General features: G+C 42.4%; 24 protein-coding genes and 2 pseudogenes. 11 read left to right on the top strand and 15 right to left on the bottom strand.

What is annotated here, in order from left to right; all coding sequences use genetic code 11:
* The first annotated feature begins 4 nt into the window (after positions 1-4).
* The 10 genes and pseudogenes from B2727_RS16970 (at position 5) to chrA (ending at position 8,403) form a co-directional block, all read left to right on the top strand.
* Positions 5-757, top strand: coding sequence for a GntR family transcriptional regulator (locus B2727_RS16970; protein WP_033133129.1), 753 nt, complete (start codon positions 5-7; stop codon positions 755-757).
* A 44-nt stretch (positions 758-801) separates the two neighbouring features.
* Positions 802-2,541 (top strand): fumarate reductase/succinate dehydrogenase flavoprotein subunit, encoded by a 1,740-nt coding sequence (locus B2727_RS16965; protein ID WP_033133130.1) that lies wholly within the window; start codon positions 802-804, stop codon positions 2,539-2,541.
* A gap of 10 nt (positions 2,542-2,551) precedes the next feature.
* A pseudogene (locus B2727_RS16960) lies at positions 2,552-2,743 on the top strand (4Fe-4S dicluster domain-containing protein); the annotation flags it as partial.
* Positions 2,741-2,941 (top strand): annotated as a pseudogene (locus tag B2727_RS16955) (nitrate ABC transporter substrate-binding protein); the annotation flags it as partial. The pseudogenes B2727_RS16960 and B2727_RS16955, both read left to right, overlap by 3 nt.
* A 129-nt stretch (positions 2,942-3,070) precedes the next feature.
* Entirely contained in the window at positions 3,071-3,913 is an 843-nt protein-coding gene (locus B2727_RS16950) for an ABC transporter permease (RefSeq protein ID WP_033133131.1), read from the top strand.
* 1 nt (position 3,914) lies between these two features.
* Positions 3,915-4,736 carry an ABC transporter ATP-binding protein gene (locus B2727_RS16945; protein ID WP_033133132.1) on the top strand — a complete coding sequence of 274 codons (822 nt, stop codon included), beginning with the start codon at positions 3,915-3,917 and terminating at the stop codon, positions 4,734-4,736.
* A 12-nt stretch (positions 4,737-4,748) separates the two neighbouring features.
* The gene (locus tag B2727_RS16940; protein ID WP_033133133.1) at positions 4,749-5,741 is read left to right on the top strand and encodes a HEAT repeat domain-containing protein; all 993 of its coding nucleotides are present in this window, start codon (positions 4,749-4,751) and stop codon (positions 5,739-5,741) included.
* Positions 5,731-6,018, top strand: coding sequence for a DUF971 domain-containing protein (locus B2727_RS16935; protein WP_033133134.1), 288 nt, complete (start codon positions 5,731-5,733; stop codon positions 6,016-6,018). The genes B2727_RS16940 and B2727_RS16935 overlap by 11 nt, the downstream gene beginning before the upstream one ends.
* Positions 6,019-6,124: 106 nt before the next feature.
* A complete protein-coding gene (locus tag B2727_RS16930) occupies positions 6,125-7,048 on the top strand; it encodes a chromate resistance protein ChrB domain-containing protein (protein WP_033133135.1) in 924 nt (307 codons plus the stop codon).
* A gap of 2 nt (positions 7,049-7,050) precedes the next feature.
* Positions 7,051-8,403 carry a chromate efflux transporter gene (gene chrA, locus B2727_RS16925; protein WP_033133136.1) on the top strand — a complete coding sequence of 451 codons (1,353 nt, stop codon included), beginning with the start codon at positions 7,051-7,053 and terminating at the stop codon, positions 8,401-8,403.
* Positions 8,404-8,449: 46 nt separating this feature from the next.
* Here the strand turns inward: chrA and dmeF are convergent, their stop codons facing one another.
* Positions 8,450-9,397 (bottom strand): CDF family Co(II)/Ni(II) efflux transporter DmeF, encoded by a 948-nt coding sequence (gene dmeF / locus B2727_RS16920; protein WP_033133137.1) that lies wholly within the window; start codon positions 9,395-9,397, stop codon positions 8,450-8,452.
* A gap of 56 nt (positions 9,398-9,453) precedes the next feature.
* Between dmeF and B2727_RS16915 the strand changes: the two genes are divergently transcribed.
* Positions 9,454-9,720, top strand: coding sequence for a metal/formaldehyde-sensitive transcriptional repressor (locus B2727_RS16915; protein ID WP_004805533.1), 267 nt, complete (start codon positions 9,454-9,456; stop codon positions 9,718-9,720).
* Here B2727_RS16915 and B2727_RS16910 read toward each other — a convergent pair.
* The 14 genes from B2727_RS16910 to tssB form a co-directional block, all read right to left on the bottom strand.
* Entirely contained in the window at positions 9,715-10,332 is a 618-nt protein-coding gene (locus B2727_RS16910; protein WP_033133138.1) for an ATP-binding cassette domain-containing protein, read from the bottom strand. The two genes, B2727_RS16915 and B2727_RS16910, sit on opposite strands and share 6 nt — an antisense overlap.
* Positions 10,329-11,024: a molybdate ABC transporter permease subunit gene (gene modB / locus B2727_RS16905; RefSeq protein WP_033133139.1), complete on the bottom strand. Its 696-nt coding sequence runs from the start codon at positions 11,022-11,024 to the stop codon at positions 10,329-10,331. The genes B2727_RS16910 and modB overlap by 4 nt, the downstream gene beginning before the upstream one ends.
* Positions 11,025-11,028: 4 nt before the next feature.
* Positions 11,029-11,799, bottom strand: a complete 771-nt coding sequence (gene modA, locus B2727_RS16900) for a molybdate ABC transporter substrate-binding protein (protein ID WP_033133140.1) — start codon at positions 11,797-11,799, stop codon at positions 11,029-11,031.
* A 442-nt stretch (positions 11,800-12,241) separates the two neighbouring features.
* A complete protein-coding gene (locus B2727_RS16895) occupies positions 12,242-12,505 on the bottom strand; it encodes a PAAR domain-containing protein (RefSeq protein WP_004654745.1) in 264 nt (87 codons plus the stop codon).
* Between the two features lie 33 nt (positions 12,506-12,538).
* Complete coding sequence (locus B2727_RS16890) at positions 12,539-13,312, bottom strand: OmpA family protein (protein WP_081406941.1); 774 nt, start codon at positions 13,310-13,312, stop codon at positions 12,539-12,541.
* The gene (gene tagF, locus B2727_RS16885; RefSeq protein ID WP_033133142.1) at positions 13,309-14,268 is read right to left on the bottom strand and encodes a type VI secretion system-associated protein TagF; all 960 of its coding nucleotides are present in this window, start codon (positions 14,266-14,268) and stop codon (positions 13,309-13,311) included. The genes B2727_RS16890 and tagF overlap by 4 nt, the downstream gene beginning before the upstream one ends.
* A gap of 37 nt (positions 14,269-14,305) precedes the next feature.
* A complete protein-coding gene (gene tssM / locus B2727_RS16880) occupies positions 14,306-18,127 on the bottom strand; it encodes a type VI secretion system membrane subunit TssM (RefSeq protein ID WP_033133143.1) in 3,822 nt (1,273 codons plus the stop codon).
* A 28-nt stretch (positions 18,128-18,155) separates the two neighbouring features.
* On the bottom strand, positions 18,156-19,580 hold the full coding sequence (locus B2727_RS16875) for a hypothetical protein (RefSeq protein WP_033133144.1): 1,425 nt from the start codon (positions 19,578-19,580) through the stop codon (positions 18,156-18,158).
* Positions 19,580-20,575 (bottom strand): type VI secretion system baseplate subunit TssG, encoded by a 996-nt coding sequence (gene tssG / locus B2727_RS16870; protein ID WP_033133145.1) that lies wholly within the window; start codon positions 20,573-20,575, stop codon positions 19,580-19,582. The genes B2727_RS16875 and tssG overlap by 1 nt, the downstream gene beginning before the upstream one ends.
* Entirely contained in the window at positions 20,539-22,347 is a 1,809-nt protein-coding gene (gene tssF, locus B2727_RS16865) for a type VI secretion system baseplate subunit TssF (protein WP_033133146.1), read from the bottom strand. Before tssF ends, tssG begins: the two co-directional genes overlap by 37 nt.
* Before the next feature lie 12 nt (positions 22,348-22,359).
* Positions 22,360-22,836, bottom strand: coding sequence for a type VI secretion system baseplate subunit TssE (tssE, locus tag B2727_RS16860; protein WP_004654759.1), 477 nt, complete (start codon positions 22,834-22,836; stop codon positions 22,360-22,362).
* Between the two features lie 77 nt (positions 22,837-22,913).
* Positions 22,914-23,417, bottom strand: a complete 504-nt coding sequence (locus B2727_RS16855; RefSeq protein WP_004654761.1) for an Hcp family type VI secretion system effector — start codon at positions 23,415-23,417, stop codon at positions 22,914-22,916.
* A 51-nt stretch (positions 23,418-23,468) separates the two neighbouring features.
* Positions 23,469-24,950, bottom strand: coding sequence for a type VI secretion system contractile sheath large subunit (gene tssC / locus B2727_RS16850; protein WP_005190398.1), 1,482 nt, complete (start codon positions 24,948-24,950; stop codon positions 23,469-23,471).
* Entirely contained in the window at positions 24,943-25,446 is a 504-nt protein-coding gene (tssB, locus tag B2727_RS16845; RefSeq protein WP_004805522.1) for a type VI secretion system contractile sheath small subunit, read from the bottom strand. Before tssB ends, tssC begins: the two co-directional genes overlap by 8 nt.
* Between the last annotated feature and the right edge of the window lie 3 nt (positions 25,447-25,449).

Here is a 25,449-nt window from a genome sequence, read left to right as displayed (position 1 = left end):
TGCAATGAACCAACCGATTGTGAATAAAGTAAGTGGCGAACGCCCATTGTATGATCAAGTCTATCAGGCCCTGCTTCAGCAGATCGTCGAGGGTAGTTATCAGATTCATCAGCAGTTGCCATCTGAAAAAGAACTGAGTGAATTATTTAATGTCAGTCGTATCACCATTCGTCAGGCACTCAATCAACTTCAGCTCGAACACCTGGTTTACAAGATTCAAGGCAAAGGTACTTTCGTCAGCGCACCGAAAACCTTCCAAAACATTTCCCAATTGCAAGGCTTTGCAGAAGCCATGACCAATATGGGACATGAGGTGTTTAACGTGGTCAAAGAATTTCGCTTTATTCCTGCCACACCGCAAATTGCATCGAAATTAAAACTTTCAGTGAATAGCAATGTGGTGGAAATTAAGCGCATTCGCTTACTTAACCGTAAACCGGTTTCATTTGAACTGACTTATTTACCCGAATCGATTGGTTTAGCTTTGCAAGAGATCAACCTCTCCACGCGCGATGTGTTTTTAGCGATTGAAGAAGATTTATCAATTGCCTTGGGACATGCAGATTTAAACATTGACGCCACCCTTGCTGATGAAGAACTCAGTGAACTGCTGCAAGTCGATATCAATGCACCGCTGTTAAGAGTGGAGCGATTGACTCACGATCATGCTGGACACCCAATTGACTTCGAATATCTCTACTTCTCAGGAGAGACCTTCCAATACCGTTTAAGAGTAGATCGAAAAAGAAATACCTAACGTCACCAACCTTGTGAATTAAAACGCACTCAAAAAGGCACAACATGAATACGATTACACTGGACTATGACATTGTCGTCATCGGTGGGGGGACGGCTGGCCCAATGGCAGCCATCAAAGCCAAAACAGCCAACCCCAACCTGAAAGTTTTATTGATTGAAAAAGCCAATGTGAAACGCAGCGGTGCAATTTCAATGGGCATGGATGGCCTGAATAATGCTGTTATTCCGGGCTATGCCACGCCTGAGCAATACACCAAAGAAATTACCATTGCCAATGATGGCATTGTCAATCAAGCCACCGTCTATGCCTATGCCAAACACAGTTTCACCACCATTCAGCAACTGGATCAATGGGGGGTGAAATTTGAAAAAGATGAAACAGGTGAATATGCGGTCAAAAAGGTCCATCACATGGGTGCTTATGTACTGCCGATGCCTGAAGGCCATGACATTAAAAAAGTCCTGTATCGCCAACTGAAACGTGCTCAGGTCAAAATCAATAACCGCATTGTCACTACTCGCCTACTGAAAAATGCCGAGGGAGCCATCAACGGTGTCCTCGGCTTTGACTGTCGCAATGGTGATTTCTATGTGATCAAGACCAAGGCTGCGATTTTATGTTGTGGGGCTGCTGGACGTTTGGGTCTACCTGCATCTGGCTATTTGATGGGCACCTATGAGAATCCAACCAATGCTGGCGATGGTTATGCCATGGCTTACCATGCAGGGGCTGAACTCTCCAATTTGGAATGCTTCCAGATCAATCCGCTGATTAAAGATTATAACGGCCCTGCCTGTGCCTATGTGACCGGTCCATTGGGTGGTTATACCGCCAACAGCAAAGGCGAACGTTTTATTGAATGTGACTACTGGTCGGGCCAAATGATGTGGGAATTTTATCAGGAACTGCAAAGTGGCAATGGCCCAGTGTTCCTGAAAATGGATCATTTGGCGGAAGAAACCATTCAAACCATTGAAGAAATTCTGCATACCAATGAACGCCCAAGTCGTGGCCGTTTCCATGAAGGTCGTGGTACCGATTACCGACAAGATATGGTGGAAATGCAGATTTCAGAAATTGGATTCTGTAGTGGTCACAGTGCGTCTGGGGTGTGGGTCAATGAAAAAGCCGAAACCTCCGTCAAAGGCCTGTATAGCGCGGGCGATATGGCAGCCGTTCCACATAACTACATGCTGGGTGCCTTTACCTATGGCTGGTTTGCTGGGGTCAATGCCGCTGAATATGTCGTAGAACAAGCCGATTCAGAACTGAATGCTGAGCAAATTGAAGCTGAAAAAGCCCGTATTTTTGCACCTTTACACCGTCCAGAAGGCTTGTCATCAGAACAAGTGGAATACAAGTTGCGTCGTATGGTCAATGACTACTTACAGCCACCCAAAACTCGACAAAAAATTGAGATTGCGCTGAAACGCTTTGAAGAAATCAAAAGCGATATTGAGCAGATCAATGCCAGCCATCCACATGAATTGATGCGTGTTGCAGAAGTCGCGGTGATTCGTGACTGTGCTGAAATGGCCGCGCGTGCTTCGCTCTTCCGTGAAGAAAGCCGTTGGGGACTCTATCACTACCGTGCAGATTGCCCTGAAAAAAATGATCGGGACTGGTTCTGTCATACCCATCTGAAAAAAGATCAGCACGGCAATATGGTCAGTTTTAAAAAAGCAGTTGAGCCTTATTTCATCCCAATTGAGGAAGATGAAGCCAACGCTTACAACCTATTGCGTATTCAAAAAAAATTAGTCGCTGAAACAGTCGAATAAGGAACATCACATGGCTTTTATTTTTAAAGAAATTGCCCACCGCACTGCCGCACCTGTGTTGGTGGATGAAGATAAATGTATTGCGGACAAAGGCTGTACCGTCTGTGTTGATGTTTGCCCAATGGATTTATTGGCGATTCATCCAGAAAGTAAAAAAGCCTATATGCAGTTTGATGAATGTTGGTATTGCATGCCATGCGAGAGCGGTAAAAATATCCGTGTGATCTACAACCAAGACCGTAATTTAAAAATCAAATTACTGGCCAATCTGGCATGGTATGCCACCGATAAAAACGGTCAGATCAGTGCCTTCTTACTGCGTGGAGATGCCAACAATTGGGCCAAAACACATGGCGGTAAAGTCTATGACTTTAATAATGCCCAAAAGCTGGTGAAGTGATCAAATCCCTCCCAACCTCCCTTTAGCAAGGGAGGAGCCTCACGAATCTTAGTCAGTCTTTAGACTCGTGAAAAGTCCCCCTTTTAAAGGGGGATTTAGGGGGAATTTTGAGATTCAGGAGAAATAAATATGAATAGTTTAGCGGATACCCAACCAATTCAGTCTAAGGCAATCCGCCCTGTGCTGATATTCTCAAAAAGCCGAGTGATTTCATACAGCTTGAGTGCCGTGTCACTGGTATTCAGTCTTGTGTTTTGGCAACTGGCCTCGCAGTACCATTTAAATTTGGGACTGATCAACTTTGCCAATGTGCCTTCGCCACGAGATGTTATTCAGTCGCTGCTTGCTTTTGGCGAACTGGATACTGCCCTTGCCCATGTCAAAGCCAGTATCACTCGAGTGTTGATTGGCTTCTTACTCGCCGCAGTGGTCGGTGTCCTTTTCGGATTATTGATTGGTTATTCCAAAACCTTGGCAGCCCTATTGATGCCACCGCTAGAAATCTTGCGTCCGATTCCAGCCGTGGCATGGATTCCCTTGGCGATTCTGATGTTTCCTTCCTCAGAAGCCTCAATGATTTTTATTACCTTTTTAGGTGCACTATTTCCAATCTTACTCAATACCATTCACGGGGTTGAGGCGGTTGATCAACGCCTCATTGCATCCGCAAAAAGTCTAGGTGCGGGTCAGTTTGCCATTTTGTACGAAGTGATTATTCCAGGTTCATTACCCAGTATCACCACGGGTTTAGCCATTGGCATGGGCACTTGCTGGTTCTGTCTGGTTACGGCTGAAATGATCTCTGGTCAGCTCGGTATCGGCTATTTCACTTGGGAATCCTTCACCTTGCAAAATTATGCAGACATCATTGTTGGCATGCTGTTAATCGGTGCATTAGGTATGTTCAGCAGTGCTTTTCTGCGTTATCTCGGCAAAAAACTTACCCCATGGTACCAGTTAAGGAAGGCATAACATGAATCAATACGGTCATATCCATTTACACAATATCAACCTACACCTTGGGCAAGACAAACAACGCTTTCAAGCCTTGGATCATGTCTCTTTTGATCTTCAGGCGGGTGAGTTTGTGTGTTTGCTTGGGCCATCGGGTTGCGGTAAATCAACTTTACTCGGTGCACTGGCAGGCCATTTGCCGATTAGTTCAGGCACCATGTTGCTGGACCAAAAAGCCATTGAAAAACCTTCTTCTGATCGTGGTTTGGTATTTCAGCAACACACCCTATTTCCATGGAAAAGTGTGCTAGAGAACGTGTGCTTTGGCTTAAAAATGAAAGGCATCTCTAAAGCCCAAAGACGAGAACAAGCCCAACAAATGATTGAACTGGTCGGCTTAAAAAGCTTTGAACATAAATATCCCGCTGAATTATCAGGTGGTATGCAACAACGGGTTGAAATTGCACGGGTGCTGATTAATCAACCGCGTGTATTGCTAATGGATGAACCCTTTGGTGCACTGGATGCGCAAACCCGCTTAAAGATGCAGGAACTGCTGCTTGAAATTTGGCAAAGCGTTCAAACCTCAGTGCTGTTCATTACCCATGATATTGATGAAGCTTTATTTCTGGCAGATCGGGTCTTGATCATGAGCCATCGTCCGGGACGTATTATTGAAGAAATCAAACTGGATTTCCCCCGTCCAAGACATGTTGATCTGGTGACCTCGACTGAATTTACCCAAATCAAGAAACATTGCATTCAGGTATTAAAACACGCTACTCAAGCTGAACTGAGTCGGTTAAACCCCCTCGGCTTAAATCAGAAAGTCGCCGTTTAGGAACAATAAACTATGAATCTAAACTACCCAGTCCTGACGGATATTGATGAGGATTATGCTGATTATCTGTTTCAGCTTAATCAGGATGATGAAAATATCCGCTTTGTCGCAATTATGAATATTGCCGATGAGGAACAAACAGAATTATTGGCTTGGTTACAGCACGCAGTGTTACATGACCCAGCAAGCAAAGTACGTGAGCGAGCTGCTATTCGTTTAGAAGGATGGGAGGATGCGACATCTTTACATACTTTGGCTCAAGCTTTGAGTGATCCACATGAAAATGTGCGTGTTGCAGCAGCACAAAGCTTAAGTGAAATTAAACATGCTGAATCTGCCCATCATCTGGCGACATATTTGCAGCATCATGATGACTTTGTCCTTGCTGCAATTTTGAGAGCAATTAAGGAGCTACGGGCTGAACCGTTATTTGAAGCCATCCTCGAACATGTTCAGCATGGCAATCCCTTAGTACGTAAAGAAGCTGTGAGCACCCTGAGCTGGTTGCAGAAACAGGAAGGCTTAGTAACGCTGGCACAGATCGCACAGCATGATGTTGATAACGAAATCCGTCGTATCGCCACAGGTGGCTTGGCGGCAACTCACACGTCAACAGCCGAAATTTTATCGGCCTTACACAGTTCTCTCACTGCTGAGGCATGGCAACTACGGGTCGAAGCTGCCTTGACCATTGGAAAATTAAAAGTCCTTGAATTAGAACAACCGCTTTTACAGCAACTGGATGATACTTATTGGCAAGTTCGGATTGCTGTTACACGCAGCTTAGGACGCCTTAGATCAAAAGCTGCAATTGCCAAACTCCAAGAAAATTTCCAGCATGACATCAGCAACCTACGCAAAGAAGTCGCGATTGCCTTAGGTGAAATTGGCGGTGAATCAGCTCAGCATATTTTATTACAACATGCCGAAGACCCAGATCCAGAAGTACGTAAATCGATTCGTATTGGACTGGCACTGATTCAGGAGAGACAATATGTCACTTGAACCTCACCAACTGAACGTCGATATCGAACAGCAACGCCTCTTTCTTTCATGGGAGGATGGTACAGAAAAGGAGTTTAGCCATGCTCAGCTGAGAGCCAGCTGCCCTTGTGGGTTTTGTCGAGCAAAGCGTCTACGGCAACAAGATGTTCAATATCCAGATCATGTTGCCATCTCTGCCATCTACTCACAAGGTTATGGGATTCAGATCTGTTTTGATGATGGACATGACAAAGGGATTTTCCCTTGGGCTTTTTTAAAAACGTTGAATTCGTCATGAAACATTCAAATGACTTATGTATAAACCCTCAAACGATATGAAATTTTTAGATTTATAAAATAAAATTTATGTGTAATATATTTAACAAATAAGTTGAGTATATTACATGAAAATAACCTTACTCATTTCATCCCTGCCAACCCAGAACACGACAACGCGTATGCGAGTTTGGAGAGCACTGAAAGCCAGTGGTGCTGCAACACTACGCGATGGTGTTTATGCTTTACCTAAGCAACATTCAGAAAAGTTTGATGCGATTGCTGAGGATTTAATTACAGAAAATGGCAGTGCCTATCTATTTCAGACCATTGCCGCAGAAAATCTGGATCTGATACAGCTATTTAACCGAAAAGAAGAATACGATGCGCTCTATCAACAACTCACACAACTTCGACAGGAGTTAAATCAGACCAATAAAAAAGAGCTTCTTAAACAGATTCGTAAATTACGTAAACAGCTTGATGCATTAATTGAAATTGACTATTTCCCAACCGAGGCAAAGCAGCAAACTATTCGGGAACTGAATGCGGTTGAACAGAGCATTTTACGTTTTGGCGAAACCGATGAACCCCATGCTCTACACAGTGACATTCAAGTACTACGCAAACAGGACTTTCAGAATAGAATTTGGGCCACAAGAAAACGCCCATGGATTGATCGTTTAGCTTCCGCCTGGCTGATCCAAAATTTTATTGATCCTGATGCAACCTTCATTTGGTTAGACACACCCAACGATTGTCCTGCTACAGCCTTGGGTTTTGATTTTGATGGTGCGAGCTTTAGCCATCTTGATCATTGGGTCACGTTTGAAACCTTATTACACAGCTTTGACCTTTATCAACAATCTGCTTTAAAGCATATTGCGGAAATTGTGCATTTTCTCGATGTCGGTGGTGTGGAGCCACCTGAAGCAATCGGGATTGAAAAAGTCATTCAAGGTTTAAGAGCTAAAATTACGGATGATGATCAGTTACTTGAACTTTCCAATTATGTTTTTGATGGCCTATATACCAATTTTTCTCGAGAATAATCATGCAACAAAAACAAAACCATGTACTCGATCAGCCAATACCCGTTGTCCCTTTCTGGCAGGCTTTTTTATTCTGGCTGAAATTAGGATTTATTAGCTTTGGCGGACCCGCTGGACAAATTGCAGTAATGCATCAAGAACTAGTTGAAAATAAACGTTGGATCTCTGAAAAAAGATTCTTACATGCGCTGAATTACTGCATGTTACTCCCTGGTCCTGAGGCACAACAGCTCGCCACATATATTGGTTGGCTCATGCATCGAACTACGGGTGGGCTTGTAGCAGGCATTCTGTTTGTTCTCCCCTCGTTATTTATCCTGATTACCCTGTCATGGATTTATGTGCAGTTTGGTGATGTCCCCATCATTGCAGGCTTGTTTTATGGGATTAAACCTGCGGTCACGGCAATTGTCTTTCATGCGACTTATCGTATTGGCAGTCGCTCATTAAAGAATCCATTTTTATGGGGTATTGCTGCTGCCGCATTTATTGCCATCTTCATGTTTAATGTCCTTTTCCCCCTGATCGTGTTAGCAGCTGCAATATCAGGCTATGTACTGAGTAAGCAAAAGCCCGATTTATTTACGGCTCAGGCTTCCCATCAAAATAACCACAAAAGTTATGGGACCGCCCTGATTGATGATGATACACCGACGCCGGCCCATGCCATTTTCCGCTGGAGCAACCTCGCCAAAATCCTGATCATTGCTGCGTTCCTATGGTTTGTGCCGATGCTGCTTTTGACTCTAGGATTAGGATGGCAACATGCTTATACTCAAATGGCGTGGTTCTTTAGCAAAGCAGCCTTACTGACCTTCGGCGGTGCTTATGCAGTTCTGCCCTACGTGTACCAAGGTGCAGTCAATCATTATGCATGGCTAAGTCCAACCCAAATGATTGATGGTCTGGCACTCGGTGAAAGTACTCCTGGTCCATTGATTATGGTGGTGGCATTTGTTGGTTTTTTGGGTGCTTATAACCATGCTGTATTGGGTGCTGATCAGCTATTTTTAGCAGGCGCAATGGGTGCGGTGATCGTGACTTGGTTTACCTTCTTATTTTCCTTTGTGTTTATTCTGGCAGGTGCACCAATTATCGAATCTACACATAATGAACTGAAATTTACCGCACCACTTACTGCGATTACCGCTGCTGTGGTCGGGGTAATTTTAAATCTGGCCTTATTCTTTAGCTATCATGTGCTCTGGCCAAATGGTTTTGATCATGCTTTTAATTATGAAGCGGCCTTTATTACCATTGCAGCATTGATTGCTTTATTCAAATTTCAGCTCAATGTGTTATATGTAATTTTTGCATCGGCCTTTTGCGGTCTCATTTTATATATTGGTGCATAATTAAATATATCGAGTAGCTCAAAACGCTACTCGATGAAGTTCTAGCTTAAATATGATGAATTTCGACTGAGGCATGCACAATTTCCTCATGAATCGTCAATTCCGCTTTAACCTGATCAGGATTGAGATCAGTCATGGTGGTTTCCAATCCTAAAATACAAGAGAACTTGCCTTTCCCGACCTTCCATACATGTAGATCAGTAATTTCAACCTGTGCAAACTGGGCAATCACCTCACGTATTTCTTCAACCACAGGATGCCCCATTTCAGCATCCAATAGAGTTTTTCCTGTTTCCTGCATCAGCCCCCAAGACCATTTTGCAACCAGTAATGCGCCGACGATCCCAAGCAAAGCATCTAAGAAATTCCAGCCAAAATATTTGGCCGCAAATAAGGCAATAATCGCGAGCACCGAAGTGACAGCATCAGCAACCACATGTAAAAAAGCTGCTTTTTGATTCAAATCATGATGATGATCATGGCCGTGATGATCTGCGTCACCATGAGAGTGATGATGTGAATGATGGTGATGATGCTCATGTCCCCCATCATGTAGTAACCATGCACACATTAGATTGACGATCAGCCCCACAATCGCAATGGGAATTGCTTCATTAAAATGAATGGTGACAGGATTAAATAAACGCTCAAGTGACTGAATCCCCATCAACAGTGCCACCACCATCAGTAAAATCGCACTGCTATACCCTGCCAAGATTTCAATTTTCCATGTACCGAAGCTAAAGCGTTGATCCTGTGCATAATGTCGCGCCATACGATAGGCAAAATAAGCCAGTCCCAAGGCCAGCATATGTGAACTCATGTGCCAACCATCGGCAAGTAAAGCCATTGAATTAAAAAACCAGCCGCCCAGAATTTCCAAGACCATCATCACTGCGGTCAGAATGGTGGCAATTAAAATTCTTTTTTGAGCCAAGGGATTTCCTTGATCAAACTGATGAGAATGACGTCGTTCTAGGTTACTATGCTGCATTTATTTTAGTCTTCCAATATACTCCCCCTAGTATATATTTTTTTAGGAAAAAAAGTATGTCTCACCTCCATCAAGATAAGAAAATTTTAAATCGTCTTAAGCGGATTCAAGGACAGTTCGCAGCAGTCGAGAAATCAATCACAAATCCTGACAGTTCTTGCATAGAAGTTCTACAGCAGGTAGCAGCAGTCAAAGGTGCGGTAAATGGTTTAATGAACCAATTGATCGAACAACACCTAAAAGAACATGTATTAAAAGGTGCTGATCATGTCGATGAGGAAGAAGTCGAAAAGTTTTTCACCTTATTACAACGCTATCTATAAATACCAAATGGTGTCACTCAATTGTTCAAGCTCGGAATGATCATGACTCACATACAACATTGGGATCTTGATTTCCTGTTTAACGCGTTGAAAAAATGGAATGATCTCGGCTTTATGCGCGGTATCCAGTGCAGACAGTGGCTCATCTAAAAGCAGCAATTGTGGCGAGTACAGTAAGGCTCGTCCTAAAGCCACTCGCTGTTTTTCTCCCCCAGAGAGCTTAATCGGCATACGTTCCAGCAAATGCGCCAATTTCAGCAACTCTACAATATAGTCCACTTCGAACTGACGTTGTTGTGGCGTAATATGCTTAAAACCAAACAGTAAATTCTGTTTGACATTTTTATGTGGGAACAATTGCGCATCCTGAAAGACCAAACCAACACGGCGCTGTTGCGTACTGAGATGAATATTCTGACCTTGATCGAACCAAGTCTGATGCTGAATTTTAATCCAGCCCGATTGAGGTCGGATTAAGCCTGCAATGCTGTGTAATATGGAGGTTTTCCCCGAACCTGAAGCCCCAAATAAACCAATCACCGACTGATCAGATTGAAAGCGTTGATCCAGACAAAATTGCCCTTGCTGTAGCTGTATATGACAATCAATCATGTTGAATATCCACGCTTATTTCTCTGATAACGATTGAACCACTGCGCAAACCATAAGGCAAAGAATGCCACCGATAAAGACAGGATAATCAATCGCCATACCGCGGCTTCGGTATCGGGTTGCTGCATCAAACTATACATTGCCAACGGTAAAGTACGGGTTTCGCCAGCAATATTGCCAACAAAGGTAATCGTTGCACCAAACTCACCTAAACTTCGGCAAAAACATAAAATAGCACCGACCAAAATACCACTACTGGCGAGCGGTAATGTCACCTGCATAAACGCCCCAAAGGAAGATGCACCCAAGGTTTTCGCTGCCAGCTCCAAGCGTTGATCGACCAGTTCAATCGCCAACCGAATCGATTGTACCAATAAAGGAAAGCCCATCACCGCGGATGCCAATACCGCGCCTTTCCAGTTAAAAGCAAACTCTAAACCCAGCGGGGCAAGATATTGCCCCAACAGTCCCCGACTACCAAACAATTGCAGCAATAAGTAGCCGGGCACGACAGGTGGCAAAACCAAAGGTAAGAACACCAAGGTCTCAAATAGTGACTTTCCCCAAAAATCTTTGCGGGCCAATACCCAAGCCACTAAAGTTGCAGGAATTAAGCTAAACACCAGACACGCTGCTGCCACTTTGCAGGACAGCTTGAGAACTTCAATTTCTTCAGGGCTTAAGATCATCATTTAGTTACTGCAACACGCTAAACCCATATTTTTTAAATATCGTTTTTGCCTGTCCGCTTTGTAGAAATTTATAGAATTTGACCGATTCCGCATTCTTCTTGGTTAAACCCACGGGATAAATAATTGGTGGATGCGTATTTTCGGGAAAGATACCCGCCACAACCACATCTTTGCTGATGGCAGCATCCGTCGCATACACAATCCCCACCTGACACTCACCACGCGCTACAAAGTTTAAGGCAGCACGTACATCTTCCGTTTCAACCAATCGTGGTTGAACTTTGTCCCACCACCCTAGTGAGGTCAACGCCTGTTTAGCATATTTCCCGACGGGTACGCTCTTGGTGTCCCCAGTACACAGCTTGCCTTGAATCACTTGAGTTGGATCAAAACTTTTATCCATTTTTAATTTAATCGGACGCTCTTTAGGCGTAATGACAACCAGTCGATTGCCCAGTAAATTCATGCGATCAGTTGGCGCAACCAACTGTTTATTCTGTAAATAGTCCATCCATTGCACATCGGCTGACATAAACACATCAGCAGGCGCCCCCGCCTCAATTTGCTTGGCTAAGGTTGAAGACCCTGCATAAGAGGTTTTGACCTCAATTTTATTTTTTTGCTCATAGATTGCATCGAGTTCATTCACTACATTGGTTAAGCTTGCCGCTGCGTACACTGTAATTGCGTCCGCGGCTACTGCGTGGGTCTGCATCAATAAACTCGCCCCGAAAGCGGCAGCACAGAGATAGGTTTTTTTCATCATTGTTGGCATTGTTTTGTCCTCGAATTTCGATATGTTTTTAAAAATATATCGCTTAATAAAGATACACTAAAAATAACAATTCGCCAGTGTTGTTATCCTTAATCCATCATCTGCGTATTTAGAACCTCAATGATCTAATCATATGTACCATGATCATCATTTGGTGCAAAAAATCAGTGTTTCACCAATTTAGTGCATCTCCATATAAATTCCGACATAAGCGATCAATCAAACATTCACTCAATCGTTATTTACCGAAAAATATAGCGATTAGCCATATTTTGCTTTCCAAAATAAAAAAACGCCTATCCAAACACCAACCAAATGATGCTGAATAGACGCCTTTGTCTATTTCTAAAGATAGCCTAGATCGCTACCCTATTGCTGTTTTAGCAAAAGATATGCCAAATGATTTTTAAGCTTTTACGAGATTTGAAGCTTAAACCATGCCTTAACCTCTAACGGCTAAGTTCTGTTTCGGCAATAATTTACAGCCACAAGATAATGGGTCATTCACTCTAGCGGCGGCTTTACCCATCACTTGCATATTCGGATCACCAGCGACTATCGTCGCCACAGTTTTATGTTTTGGACAAGTAGCCTTATCCCCAACACAAGCAATCGGAATACCTTCTATGAGAAAGCTGCTATTTCCACTGATGACCTGCCCACCACCTGTGGTTGGGCAACCAACAACAATATACGGTGTTGCCATAATCACATCCCTCACATTTGGATTTATGAATGATTAAAGTACTTCAAATTCAATGCGGCGGTTTTTCTTACGACCGTCTGCAGTCGCATTATCTGCAACAGGTTGACTTGAACCTTTACCTTCGGTATTTAAACGATCTGCAGCAATACTTTTACTGACTAAGTAACTTTGTACCGCTGCAGCACGTTGCTGACTTAATACCGTATTCTTATTGGCATCACCAGAGCTATCGGTATGCCCAATAATTTTGACTTTCTTGCCACCCACCTTATTTAACGCCACTGCCATTTCATCCAGAATCTGTTGTCCTGCCGCAGTCAAAATGGCACTACCTGATTCAAATTCAATGATTCGGTTCTTCAAAGCATCGTCAATGATTTTTTGCTCGGCCTGATTCACTGAAAGTTGTGCATTGAATCGATACGGTTGTTGGACCAAAGCCTGAAAACTGCTGGTGGTCGGCTGAATCTGATTTGGGTCGGTCATTTTACCGGTTAAATCGACCTGAGTTCCTTTCACTCTCAGTTGCCCTTGTGAAATCTTCTTTAGATCAGGAGTGATGACACGGGTCACTGAATCACTCCAGCCGCTCGGCGCTGAAACTGGGCGCACCTGAATTTTGTCCACGACTTGATCTGCACCATAAACAGACTGCATTTTGACCAAGATTGCCTGCTTGCTCTCCTCATTGGGCACTACACCCTCCACCACAATCGGTGCAGCGTGGACTAGATGGCTTTGACCTATAACACATAAGCCAAACAGTAAACTTGCCCAGATAGATTTCGGATTATTTCTCATATTCATTCATCTAAAAAAGTTTGTCTGAACAGCTTCAAACCTTGGTTAAGGCTCAACTGACGCTGACAAAGTGATTGTTCGAGTGTAGCAAGGCCTGCATTCTGCTCCAGATAGGCATCAATCCATTGTGCTTGGATTAAGGATACCCAGTGCTCGCTCTGCATGTTTTGAGTAAAAATATCGCTGAGCGCCATGATATCCGCGCCTTGAAAACCAATGAACAATATCGGCTCCTCACGATGCAAGATGCCAATCAGGATTTCAGTATTATTGATGCCTAAGAAGCGTCCAATCATCCCGACCCAAAACGCTGCGATTTCATAGCAGTACATCGCGTTATTGATCGGTAGGATCAGCACCTTATTCAAACGACTGGTACCATTTTTTAAGATTGGTTGCAGTAAAAGTCCCAATCCGATCATGCTCTGTGCCAGTTCATAGACATTGATTTTCATCAATTGGGCAAAGGAATGCATGGTGTGATTTTCATAAAAACCATTACATTCTTCGGCAGTGAAAATCTGAACCACATTCGGTAGGTTATTCAGCTTTTCCAGCATAATATTGGTATCACGAATACTACGTAATACCCGATTGCGCTGAAATAAATCGACCAAAACTGACTTGTAGTAAAACGGCGCCAATAATAAATTTTGATAAGGCTGCTCAACTTCAAGCAATTGACTCAATACCATCGGAAATGCGCGCCCAGAGCTGTCTTGGCTGGCAATTAAATTGGCAGCCAAAAACATCGACTCGGCAGGATTGGCAATAAAAAAATCCAAAGAAGGCAAAGACTCATAACGCTGCTTAAACTCAGGGACGCGCATGGCATGTTCAAGTGCTTCTGTAATCCACTGATCAAGTACCTGGATTAATGCGTATTGCCCTTTGGATTTCAGAAAGTCACCACGAGCGGGTGTCTTTCCGTAGTACAAAGCTGTCGTTTTTACTTGTTGCATCCAAGCACCTCCTGCTGTTCCCTGATCATCCCTAACATTACGGCGTTACTCCTGGCTGGGCAGGCGCTGGCGTTTGTGGTTTTGGAGCGACAGCTGCTACAGCCCCCGCAGGTGTCGCTTGCGCAGAGACCACACGTACCGCTTTCTCTGTCACCACTTTATCCACCAGTTGCAAGCCTGCATAACCACGGCTAGAGCCAATACTGCCTGAGCTATTACCACTAATGAGTCGGAAATTCACTTTCAGTGTTAAAGATGGTTCAGCTTTGCTGGTCCATGTCATTTCAAAACTACCATTTTGTTCTTTACGCTGCGCTGCATCGATCAAACGGTTAATCCCATATTCACCTGGCTCTTCAAAAATCGTATGGGTTTTGCCTTCCAAATCAACTGCCGTGATGCGTGCGCCTGGAACTGCTCCCTGATTTGGCCAAACAAAGTTCACCCATTGTTGAACTCCATTTTCAAACACCATGCGCTGACCATCAATATCAATGGTATACGATAGGTATTGCGGGTTCGGTAATGGATAGAACTGGAAGTTGGACTGATTGGATACAGGTGCAGCCGCAGGTTGATCGAGGCTGCCTGTTGCCATGCCATTGATCGGTGCCACATATTGCTGGAATGCCACCACAAATTGTGGATTTAGGCTAATGCCTAAGTCTTTCCATGTTTTCGAGGTCAAGACATAACCACGGCGAATCACAAATGGATCTAAAGCTTCTTTTACAAAGCGTGCAATGCTACCGGTCTCACCAAAGATTTGACCAATTTCACTACTGGTGGCCTGTAAAGTCACACCCGAATTAAATGGATATTTCTGGCTCAAATTGGTTTTAAATGGTTGATACGCTTGAATACCCCACAATTTATTCAACTCATCCTGAGTCGGCACAATCAAGCTAGCAAATGATTGTGTCAGTGGTGTCATCAACAATTTTTGTAATACCTGTTGATCGGTGTCTTTCAGACCCACCATCATCTTTTCATCCACATATTTCTGTGTGGTATTAAAGACTGAAGTTTGATCATTAATAGTCTGTTTCACCAAAGCCATAGCACTTGGACCAATCTCACCTGCTGTTTTCAGATCATTGAACTTACTACGCACTTGGGCAAGATTATTCATGTACTCATCGAATAAGGACTTATCTTGTAAATCATCGCGCTTGCGTACCAATTGATAGAACATTTGATATTCTTGCGAAATTGCACCTTGGGCACGATCCATCGCTTGAGCCGCTGCTCTATCATCTGAATTGTTTAGAACTTTACGTTTAAACCAAGCGACAAAGCCTTTTTCAGGAACAGCCAGTTCAGCCTGTACAATTGGATTATCCCAGTTGGTTTCAATTGCAATGCGTTGTAATAAAGTACGAATTGGTGAATTTTGTGGTTCGCCTAAAACATCAATACTCTTCACTTGCTGAGCAAATTGATCGTTTTTGGCATAATAAATGCCGTTCAGGAATTTTTTCCATTCCGCCACATATTCTTGCTTATACAATGCGACCAATTGTTTGCGGATTTGTTCTGGGCTACCAGAGAAGGTTAAATCATCCGATTGACGACTATTCAATACCCAATCTTTGCTGTCTGTTGGCTTATTCGCAGCTTCATCAATTGCCTTTTCAACATACTCATCCCATGCCTTTTGCGTAAACACACCCGGTAATGCATAGCTACCTAAAACAATGGCACGGTTTTGTTCACCCACAATTTGCCCAACCGTGACTGCTGGGAAGCGTACCGCTGCACGCATCTTAATCTCGTTATAGACACGGTCACGTGCGGGCATACCACGAATCACTGACAATAAAACTTGACGGGTTTGATCGACCACTTGGGCATCGGTTTCAAGTACAGGGAAGCCGTCTTGATTGGCCAAAGTCATGGTATAAGAAAGGATCTTCTCTGCATCCTGAATCATCTCACCACGCGGCATTTGTCCACGATTGGCATCCAGCCAAGAACGCCAGAAACGAGACACTTGATCACTTAAATGACTGGTATCCATATATTCATGGTTACTCATCATCAAATAGGCTTTTAATGCGTTATAAGCATCTTGTGGATTGCTATCCGAAGGCTCTAAATACTGCTGTGTTTTCGCAACTTGTTTGATTTCAACATTGACGTGATTGGCTTTTAAAGTTGCCTCGTTGTTTTTAACACGCTGTAAATATTGCGCAATATTTTGCTGTGTCGGGGTCAGAACAATTTGCTTGATCCCTTTCAAATACTCGGCTTTTAAGCTCTCGCGTAATTGATTGCCTTGGTAAAGGCCAAAGCTGAATTTAAGCGGGCGATGCTCATCAAACTCATCCAGCTGTTGCAAGCGTTCTTGCAGAATCAATAAGGCTTCGAGTTGAGTGGATAATTGCTGCCCAGAGGTTTTTTCCAGATGCACCACTTTATCTAAGTCAGCCTGTACATCCGCAATCAACTGCTGGTTATTGCGATATGACCAGACCCAAACGCCCAAGACCAAAGAAACCCCAACCAATGCCGCAATAAAGCCAATATAACGCTGGCGTTTTTTGGCAGGATTGATGTGCTGTTTCACCAGATCTTTATCTCGTAAAATCACATTAGAGAATAGACCTTGTAAGAAATAACCATGGTTGGGTGCAAGCGAAGCATTTACGCTGTCTTGTCCATTGCCCTGAACTTGCTGCAGTTGAAACTCTTGCGCAATGTTCTCCGTCATTGGGCTTTCAATCACACCTTCTTGTAAGGCACTGGTAAAATAGAAACCACGGAAAATCGGTTGGAACTGGTATGGGTTATCTTCAAATAATGTGCCGACAAAACTTTTTAGCGCAGGTTTGAGTGTTTTAAATTCCAATGGGAAGGTCATGACACTTGGCGAAATATTCTGCGAATGGCGACGACTTAAATGCGTAGTACTGACACTTTTTAAACCGTCATAAAGAATGCTGTAATGTTTTTCGAATAATTCCACTGCATTCTGGGACGAGTTCTGCTCATAAGGTAAGGTTGCACCCCATGCCTGATTATATTCTTGCGACTCATAGCAATCAAAAAACTCCGTAAAGCCTGCAATCAAGTCCATTTTAGAAAAGACCAGATAAACAGGAACCACGACCTCAAGTTTTTCCGTTAAGTCTTGAATTCGAGCGCGCAGATTTTTGGCTAATTTTATTGAGTTCTCAGGACTCTGGCTGATCAATTCAGCAATACTAACAATCAGGACCAAACCATTAACAGGTGCTTTGGAACGATTTTTCTTTAAAATATTTAAAAAGCCCAACCATTCAGAATGATCTTCGGAATAAACCGAATAACGCCCTGCGGTATCCAGTAAAATCCCTTCTGTAGAAAAAAACCAATCACAGTTTCGTGTTCCACTTAAACCTGCTGAAACCATTTTCTGATGGGTTTCTTCAAAGGGAAACTTCAAACCAGAATTATAGATCGCAGAACTTTTACCCGCAGCTGGATTACCAATCACCATATACCAAGGTAATTCGTACAATGCAGCATTGCCCTTTTTATCACCCAATTTAGATTTACGAATCAATTGAATTGATTCTTTCATCTGCTGCTGAATTAACTGTAGCTCGGCTTTGTCTTTGTGTTGACCATATTCAGCTTGGCTGTCTTGCTCAATCGCATTGGCCAGTTCTTCACCTTGTTCAGCGTGGCGTTTTCTTTGAATCAGCCAATAGATACCATAGACGATTAAACCCAATACATAGGTCGCTGCCAATGCCCAAAAGATATGCCGAGGAATAGACGAGTATGAAGAAATCAGTGCCACGAATAAGGATAAAGCAATAATAGCTTTAGGATTCGTGATGTACTGCCACAGATAACCTAAAATGATATACATTGAGTTCTCGAATTCTTAATAAAGTTAATTAATCAGCAATTGCTACACTTTCCTGATCTGGTGTGATCTCAGGAACAGCTTGGATAAATGCTTGTAAATTTTGTCCATAAACAAAGGCAACCTCTGACTCAGAAAAATGTGCCCCCAACATTAATCCAAACAGTTTTGCCACGTTTTGGGTGTGTCCAAAAATAGGTTTGCAGTACAAATAATGGTGTGCCTCGACTGGACTTTGCTTAAAAAACTGTTCCAATTTTTTGGACACCTTGACATCAGCACCATCCTCAACCACCAATACAAAAGGTTCTTCAGCCTGATACTGGGGTAAATCATCAATTCCCAGCTCTTTGAAAATTTGATCGATATTATTTTGATTACTGACCAGCTTAAAGGTCTTCTCGGGTTGTAACTGTTCTAGCTGCACCGCAAGATTCGCCAGACAACTACTGCTTACAAATTCCGCAGGAATATAAGCACTTGCTCCCCAAGATTTTTCATCAATAATTTCTTGATCAATTTCTGAATCTGCCGCAATGATCAATGAAATTTCATGGGCTTGGTTTTGAATCCGCTCAAGCAACTCCAGCAGATGTTGCTCAGTCGATGCCGCACTGAGGTAGTGATATTCAATATGGAACTTTTGGGGAATGATGCCAAGATCGTAAAAAATGGCCTGAATACTTTCATTGCTACTCAGGTCATTCCAGGTATGCACCACATCTTCAGACAATAAAATGTGCAGATTTAACTTATCCAAACGATAGACCTGTTCCACCTGAATCGATTCATGCGCTTCATCATCCGAAAAGCCTGGATCAATCCACGCAGGGTGCATCCGGTATTCATGTAGGTTTTGACTTTCATAAAACAAACTAGACCGCTTTAAGTGGTCTGAAATCGAAGCCAAAAGTTCCGTGTGCTGTTCAATTTGTTGATGGATCAGCGCCATGATGCGTTGCTGTCGAACCGACAAGAACTGCAATTCCTCATCATCCTCGCTTTGGACCTGTTGATCTAAGTCTGCAATGCGATAAGAAAGAATAGGGATGCCATGAAAATTCACCAGATCCTGATCTAACTGGGGACTGGTAAACTGCTTGATTCCCTCCAAAATCGAATCATTTTCACCCAGTGCACTATATGCGCCTGCCGCATAAAGATTCAGTGTTAACCACTTACTCTCCAGTACAATCGGCTGTGACTCGGTTGAGCTCTGCTCTGCATTTTGTTCAGCCTGCAAAGCGTGTTGCTTTTTTTCTTTATAATGTTGATATGCCTTATAGATCAGCCAAGGTGACAGTAACACCAAGGTCATCACGACTGGCAAAATCAGGAAATAATTAATTAAATCGGCAGATTCTGGTTGGTATTGAATATCACGCCAGTAATAAACCACCACCAAGCCGACCAAGATAAAACAACTGATGAGTGTGGCTAAAATTTTCTTCACCATTATGCGGCTCCTAAAAGTGCATAACGTGTTTCCGTGTTATGTTGTAATTGTTCGGATGGCATTAAAAATGCCCCTTGGCCCAGACCTACCTGATGCCCAGAATTCAAACAGATTGGATTGATTTCACGTTTATCCAAAATCAAACGTACATCAATAAACAGTGTTGGGCTGCACCATGTCTGGATCAAGTGCTTTAACTTTTTATTCAAAGGCTGATCAGGTAGAAAAGCTAAATATTGTTCTCTAGGTAATGGCCCAATTTGAATCTCGATTTTGCCATCAATTTGCTGGACCGTATCGCCACAGAAGGTATTCACACCCAGTAGGCTTGGATTGCTACCGCCTAGGCTGGTCTTCTGTTCATCAGCCAGATGAAAGGTTTCTTTGACAAATTCTTGGATCTGAACCTGTTGATTAAACACACATGACAACACTGTTTTTAACGCATGCGCGGTATTGTTTTGCCCCTGCATCAAACCAGAAAATTCGGCAAAATACTCATCTAGATCTTGTTGTTGATGCTGAGAACGAATATAGCCATTTAAGGCATGCAGAATGTCCAGATAATGATTGTCTTGTTCAATCTCATAACGCACTGCCAAGTTATAGGCTAAGCTGGCATCAACATATTTGGCCGTCAGCTTATGATTGAACAGACCTAAAAACTCTTTAATCTCGAGTCGCTGCTGTCGGCTACTTTGTTTTAATTTATTGGTATAAGTATAAGGCAGCGCCCCTTGTGTTCCTGTGAGTCCTACCACCAGATTGGTTAAATAGACACGCTGATCTTGATAACTGAGTTCTTCAATTTCAGTCGCAGGGAAACTTAAACTAAATGAGGTGCCAAATTTAAAATCTTCAGACCAACCCTGTACTTGAGATGCCTGTGGATGATGGCGTAACAAGCGTGTGGATTGAATAAATTCAAATGAACCTGACTTTTTAAAAACTTGGTCGACTACAGAAGAGTCTTGCCACCAACGTTCTGTACGCATTGGTATATCTCCTGCTGGTTAAGACTGTCTTTGACGACCACATCAACAAAACTATTGATTTGAACCTTTAAATTGAAAATATGGCTTAATAACTGGCTAAAAATATAGAGACTATGTCCACGGAAAACGCTCTTATTCACCGAGAGCTCAGCCTTAACCCCACGAATAAACATCGGGAAAGGTTTTGCATTCATCAATTTATTGGTGGTTGAGAAGTTGAGCTGTTTCAATGCATCAATCAACAAAATGTTTTCTTTGGAATGCGGTAAGTTATATAAAGCCAAAAGCTCCTTCACATGACTCAGTGCATCCCCTTTCATCAATGCCAAGGTATTCAACGAAAGATGCGAAATAATGCGCCATTGCTCATTGCTGTTTTTATCAAAATGAAAAGGCGATGTCGGACGCTTTAAAATCAAGGCACGTCTTGCCAAACTACTGTCATTTAAATTCAGAATATTATTGCTCTGACTTAATGCTTCATGTGGCAAATCACCATTGGAGCACAGCAACCGCGTACTAATAAAATCGGATTTGATTTCATAAGGTTTCAAATGCTTGGAAACAATCGAATAACCCATTTGCATGATTTTCGTCTGCGAAGGCAGATAATTTAAAGAATAGAAAAATTGAACCTTATCATTGTGATAATGACTCATTGCAAAAAAAGGCAATACAGGAAGATGCGTTTGCTCTTGATTGGTCTTTTCACGCACCATATTCATCTCAAGGATAGAATAGACTTGATACAACTCAGGATGATGCGCATCCGTGACCAATGGATATTGTAATTGGGTATGTGAAATCTTTTGCGGTTCGGCCTGCTTTTCAAACAGATTAATTGCCGGTGTGGTAAATAATTTAAAGTTGGCTATATTGAGCTCGGAATAATTACGGACCACGGCTTGATCATTCAAATTAAGTTTGAGATGGATCAAAATTTCAAAGCTGTTGTGCTGCTGCAATAATCCTTTGAGGACACTCAAATCCAAATTTAAGTAATTAAACTTCTCAGGGAAACAAAAATATTCCATCAATAAACGATAGGCATGATGGGTATGCTGATCAATCGGCAATAAACTTTCTTGTTCACTAAAGCCCATCACCTCAAAAGGATTACTTACCTCAATGACGCGCTGCCCTACCCGAATTGCAAAACCCGTATCTTTACGGAAAATACTATCCAAAACTTGCAGTGGAAAATTTGAAATAGCATCTAAATAGATCGGTAATTTTTCATCCAAAATCCATTGTTGGGCATCATTAAAGATTTCAAATTTCAAACTCAAGGTCGCATTTTGATTCAAATGCATATGCGTGCTAGGCGAAGTTTGAAACTCCAAATGCGTCAATGCGATCGGTAATAATCGAACCTCATTACTGGTGTTAAACTCGCATTGCACGCCTTTAAAACTACGTGACTTCAACGCTGTTTTTTGTGGAATCAAATGTACTGCAGTTAATTGTTTAAGTTTATTGGTATCTTCAAAACTGACCACAGTACAGGCTGGAAAATGACGCAAATATTGCGGGAACATCACCTCAAATAAAGAATGAGTAAACAGCTCATAGCTATCGGCTAATTTTTTATCAATACGCGCAGCAATCAGGGAAAAGGCCTGAATTAAGCGTTCAATATGCGGGTCATCAATTTGTTCTTGGTTGAGTGATAGACGTTGCGCAATCTTTGGATATTTCTGCGCGAACTCTCGAGATTGTTGACCGAATTCTTGTAGTTGTTTTTCATAATACGGTAAAAGTTGCTCTATCACTGTTCGCTCACACTAAGTTCTGGCAGAAATAACATATTGTTGTGTTGTTGGTTTGAGTAAAGCATCGAAAAAAACAGGTTCATATAAGGGGTGGATATTTAAGTAAGCCTGAATACTTAAACATAGCGATCCCATATTATGCCCATCTAATAGCATCTCAACTTTGATCTGCCGCAATCTTGGCTCATGTGCTGCAATAGACTGCTCAATCGATTGACAAATTTTATCTCGATCCAATGGATTCGCCGTCGACAAGCCTACGAAATCGATAATTCCGAACTGCAAAATTGATTTTTTTGCCAGCGGAAATTCATCCATATCTCGATCAAATTGTGCGATCCGACTATTCAACAAGTCTTCCAAATCACGAGCAACAGACTCTCGTAACTGCTGAATCGACATCCCTCTTAAATAATCTTCTTGCTCTGGTACTAAACGATCAAATAATGTTGATCTGAATCCATAAGGATATAGATGATCTAAATTCATTTTTATAAGAACAGCATCTTGGAAAAATAGAGGCTAATAGGCACCTATTAACCTCTATCAGAAAATCACGATACTGATTACGCAGCGTATGAAGCTGTGTTATTAGAAAGTGACCATTTCTTAGTAACAGCACCTTTCGCAGTACCGTTAATGTCTTGTTGGTTATAAGTCCACTCAACAGCAGCGTATTTCAAACCAAATGTTTCTGTTGGAACACCTTCTTCGTTTACAGTCGGCGTTACGCTAGAAACAAGAACGTGTTTCAATTTGATTTGTAAGTATTTGATGCGCTTATCACCATTTGCACGGTAGTAATCGATCTGTACTTCATCAAATGTATAACCTGCAGAACAAGCTTCCCAAAGTTTAGGACTAGTTGCATCCAAATCTTTAACGAAGATCATGTCTGAGTGCTCAACACGTTCAGCAGTATGGCCACCTACGCTACTAGAAGTCGCAGATTTAGGTTGACGAATGTTATGAGACCAAGAGTTAACTTCTAGCCAACCTTTGTGTTCAGAATCGCGAGATTCTCCGTCTACCTTGTACTTACCACGAAACTCAACATATATATCTTTCATTTAAAAATTACCTCTATTTTATTTAAAGTTATTATCTAGCTGATCTCATTGTTAATTTGAGGACTGAGGTAGTTCAGTCACGAGTCGTAAAGAAACAGACAACTCATCCAGCTGGAAATGTGGTCTTAAGAAAACCACAGACTTGTAGTGACCCGGTTGAGCTGGATCTTCTACAACTTTTACAGATGCCTCACGAAGCGGATATTGTGCTTTTGCTTCTTGAGATGCACCATCATCTAGCAAGACATATTGCGAGAGCCATTCATTTAAAAATGCTTCGACATTGCCTGCAGATGCAAAACTTCCCACTTTGTCACGCATCATTGCTTTTAAGTAATGTGCAATGCGCGATACCGCCATGATGTATTGGATTTGGCTAGAAAGTGCAGAGTTTGCATTCGCCGTATCACTGTCATATTTCTTTGGTTTTTGAGCAGACTGCGCACCAAAGAAGGCTGCGTAATCTGTGTTCTTGCAGTGAACCAATGGAATAAAGCCAAGGTCGCTGAGTTCTTTTTCACGACGGTCTGTAATGGCAATTTCAGTTGGGCATTTAAACACCACTTCACCATCTGAGGTTTTAAAGGTGTGTACTGGCAAGCCTTCAACTAAACCACCGCCCTCAACACCACGAATCGCAGCACACCAACCATGCATATCAAACGCGTTGGTTAAACGTGTTCCGAATGCATAAGCGGCATTCATCCACAGATAATCATCATGGTTTTCGCCAGAAACATCTTCAACGAAGTTAAAGCCTTCAGTTGCAGTGCCTTCTTTCGGATGGTACGGCAAGCGGCCTAAGACGTGTGGCATGGTCAATGCAACATAACGAGAATCTTCACTGTCACGGAAAGAACGCCATTGCACGTATTCAGCTGTTTCAAAGATTTTTGAAACATCACGTGGACGATCAATATCAGTGAACGATTCAAGACCAAGAATGCTTGGGCTTGCTGCCGAAACAAATGGCGCATGTGCTGCTGCAGCAACATGAGAAATTTGTTCCAATAAATACATATCTGACGGTGTACGATCGAACTCGAAATCACCAATCAACGCTGCATAAGGTGCACCACCAAATGAGCCATATTCTTCTTCATAAATCTTTTTAAACAAGGTGCTTTGATCAAAATCTGTTGCACCTTGGAAGTCTTTCACCAACTCTTTTTTCGTCGTATTCAACATACGAATTTTAATCATTGAGTTAGACGGTGTTTCTTGGCAGAAATAATAAAGACCACGCCATGTCGATTCGATTTTTTGGAATTGCTCATGGTGCATAATTTCACTCAATTGATTTGAAATTAATGCATCAATTTCCGCAATACGCTTATCAATTGACAAGGTCATATTTTCAGAAACAGTAATGGTTCCTGCCATGACTTCTTTTGCCAACTCACCAATTAAGCTTTTTGCACGAACATGCTCATCGTCATTACGGGCAATACGGCTTTGCTCAACAATTGAGTCCAACAAATTTGCTGATTCAGCTTCAACACTCGCTGCAGCGGCTGCTTGTAAATTACTCATTTTCAGCCTCCGCACTGAGTTGGCGAACTTGATCGGTATTTTTTAATACTTCATCCAGCAAATCTTCTAAACGTTCGCTGTTTGAAATCTTATTACGTAAATCGGTCAAACGTTCACGTGCTGCAACCAGCTTACGTAATGGATCTACTTGTTGAACTACTTGCTCTGGGCGGAAGTCTTCCATTGAGTTGAAAGTAAGGTCAACCGACATGCGCCCACCTTCTTCCGTCAAAGTATTTTCAACTTGGAAAGCCGCACGCGGAGCCAAAGATTCCATCACTTCATCAATGTTATCTAAATCAACATTGATAAATTTTTTGTCTTTCAATTTGGTCTTTTCTAGCTCTGATGCAGCGGAGAAATCCCCCATCACACCCACAACAAAAGGGAGTTCTTTTGACTCTTTACCATCACCAACTTCGACATCATATGTCAGCTGTACACGAGGGGGACGTATGCGTTGCAGTTTCTTCTGTACGCTTTCTCTCTTTGCCATAAC

Source organism: Acinetobacter sp. UBA991 (assembly GCF_002292065.1).
GTDB classification, from domain to species: domain Bacteria; phylum Pseudomonadota; class Gammaproteobacteria; order Pseudomonadales; family Moraxellaceae; genus Acinetobacter; species Acinetobacter higginsii.
The sequence above is the reverse complement of the archived record's forward strand: the minus strand, read 5'-3'. Positions and strand labels throughout refer to the sequence as shown.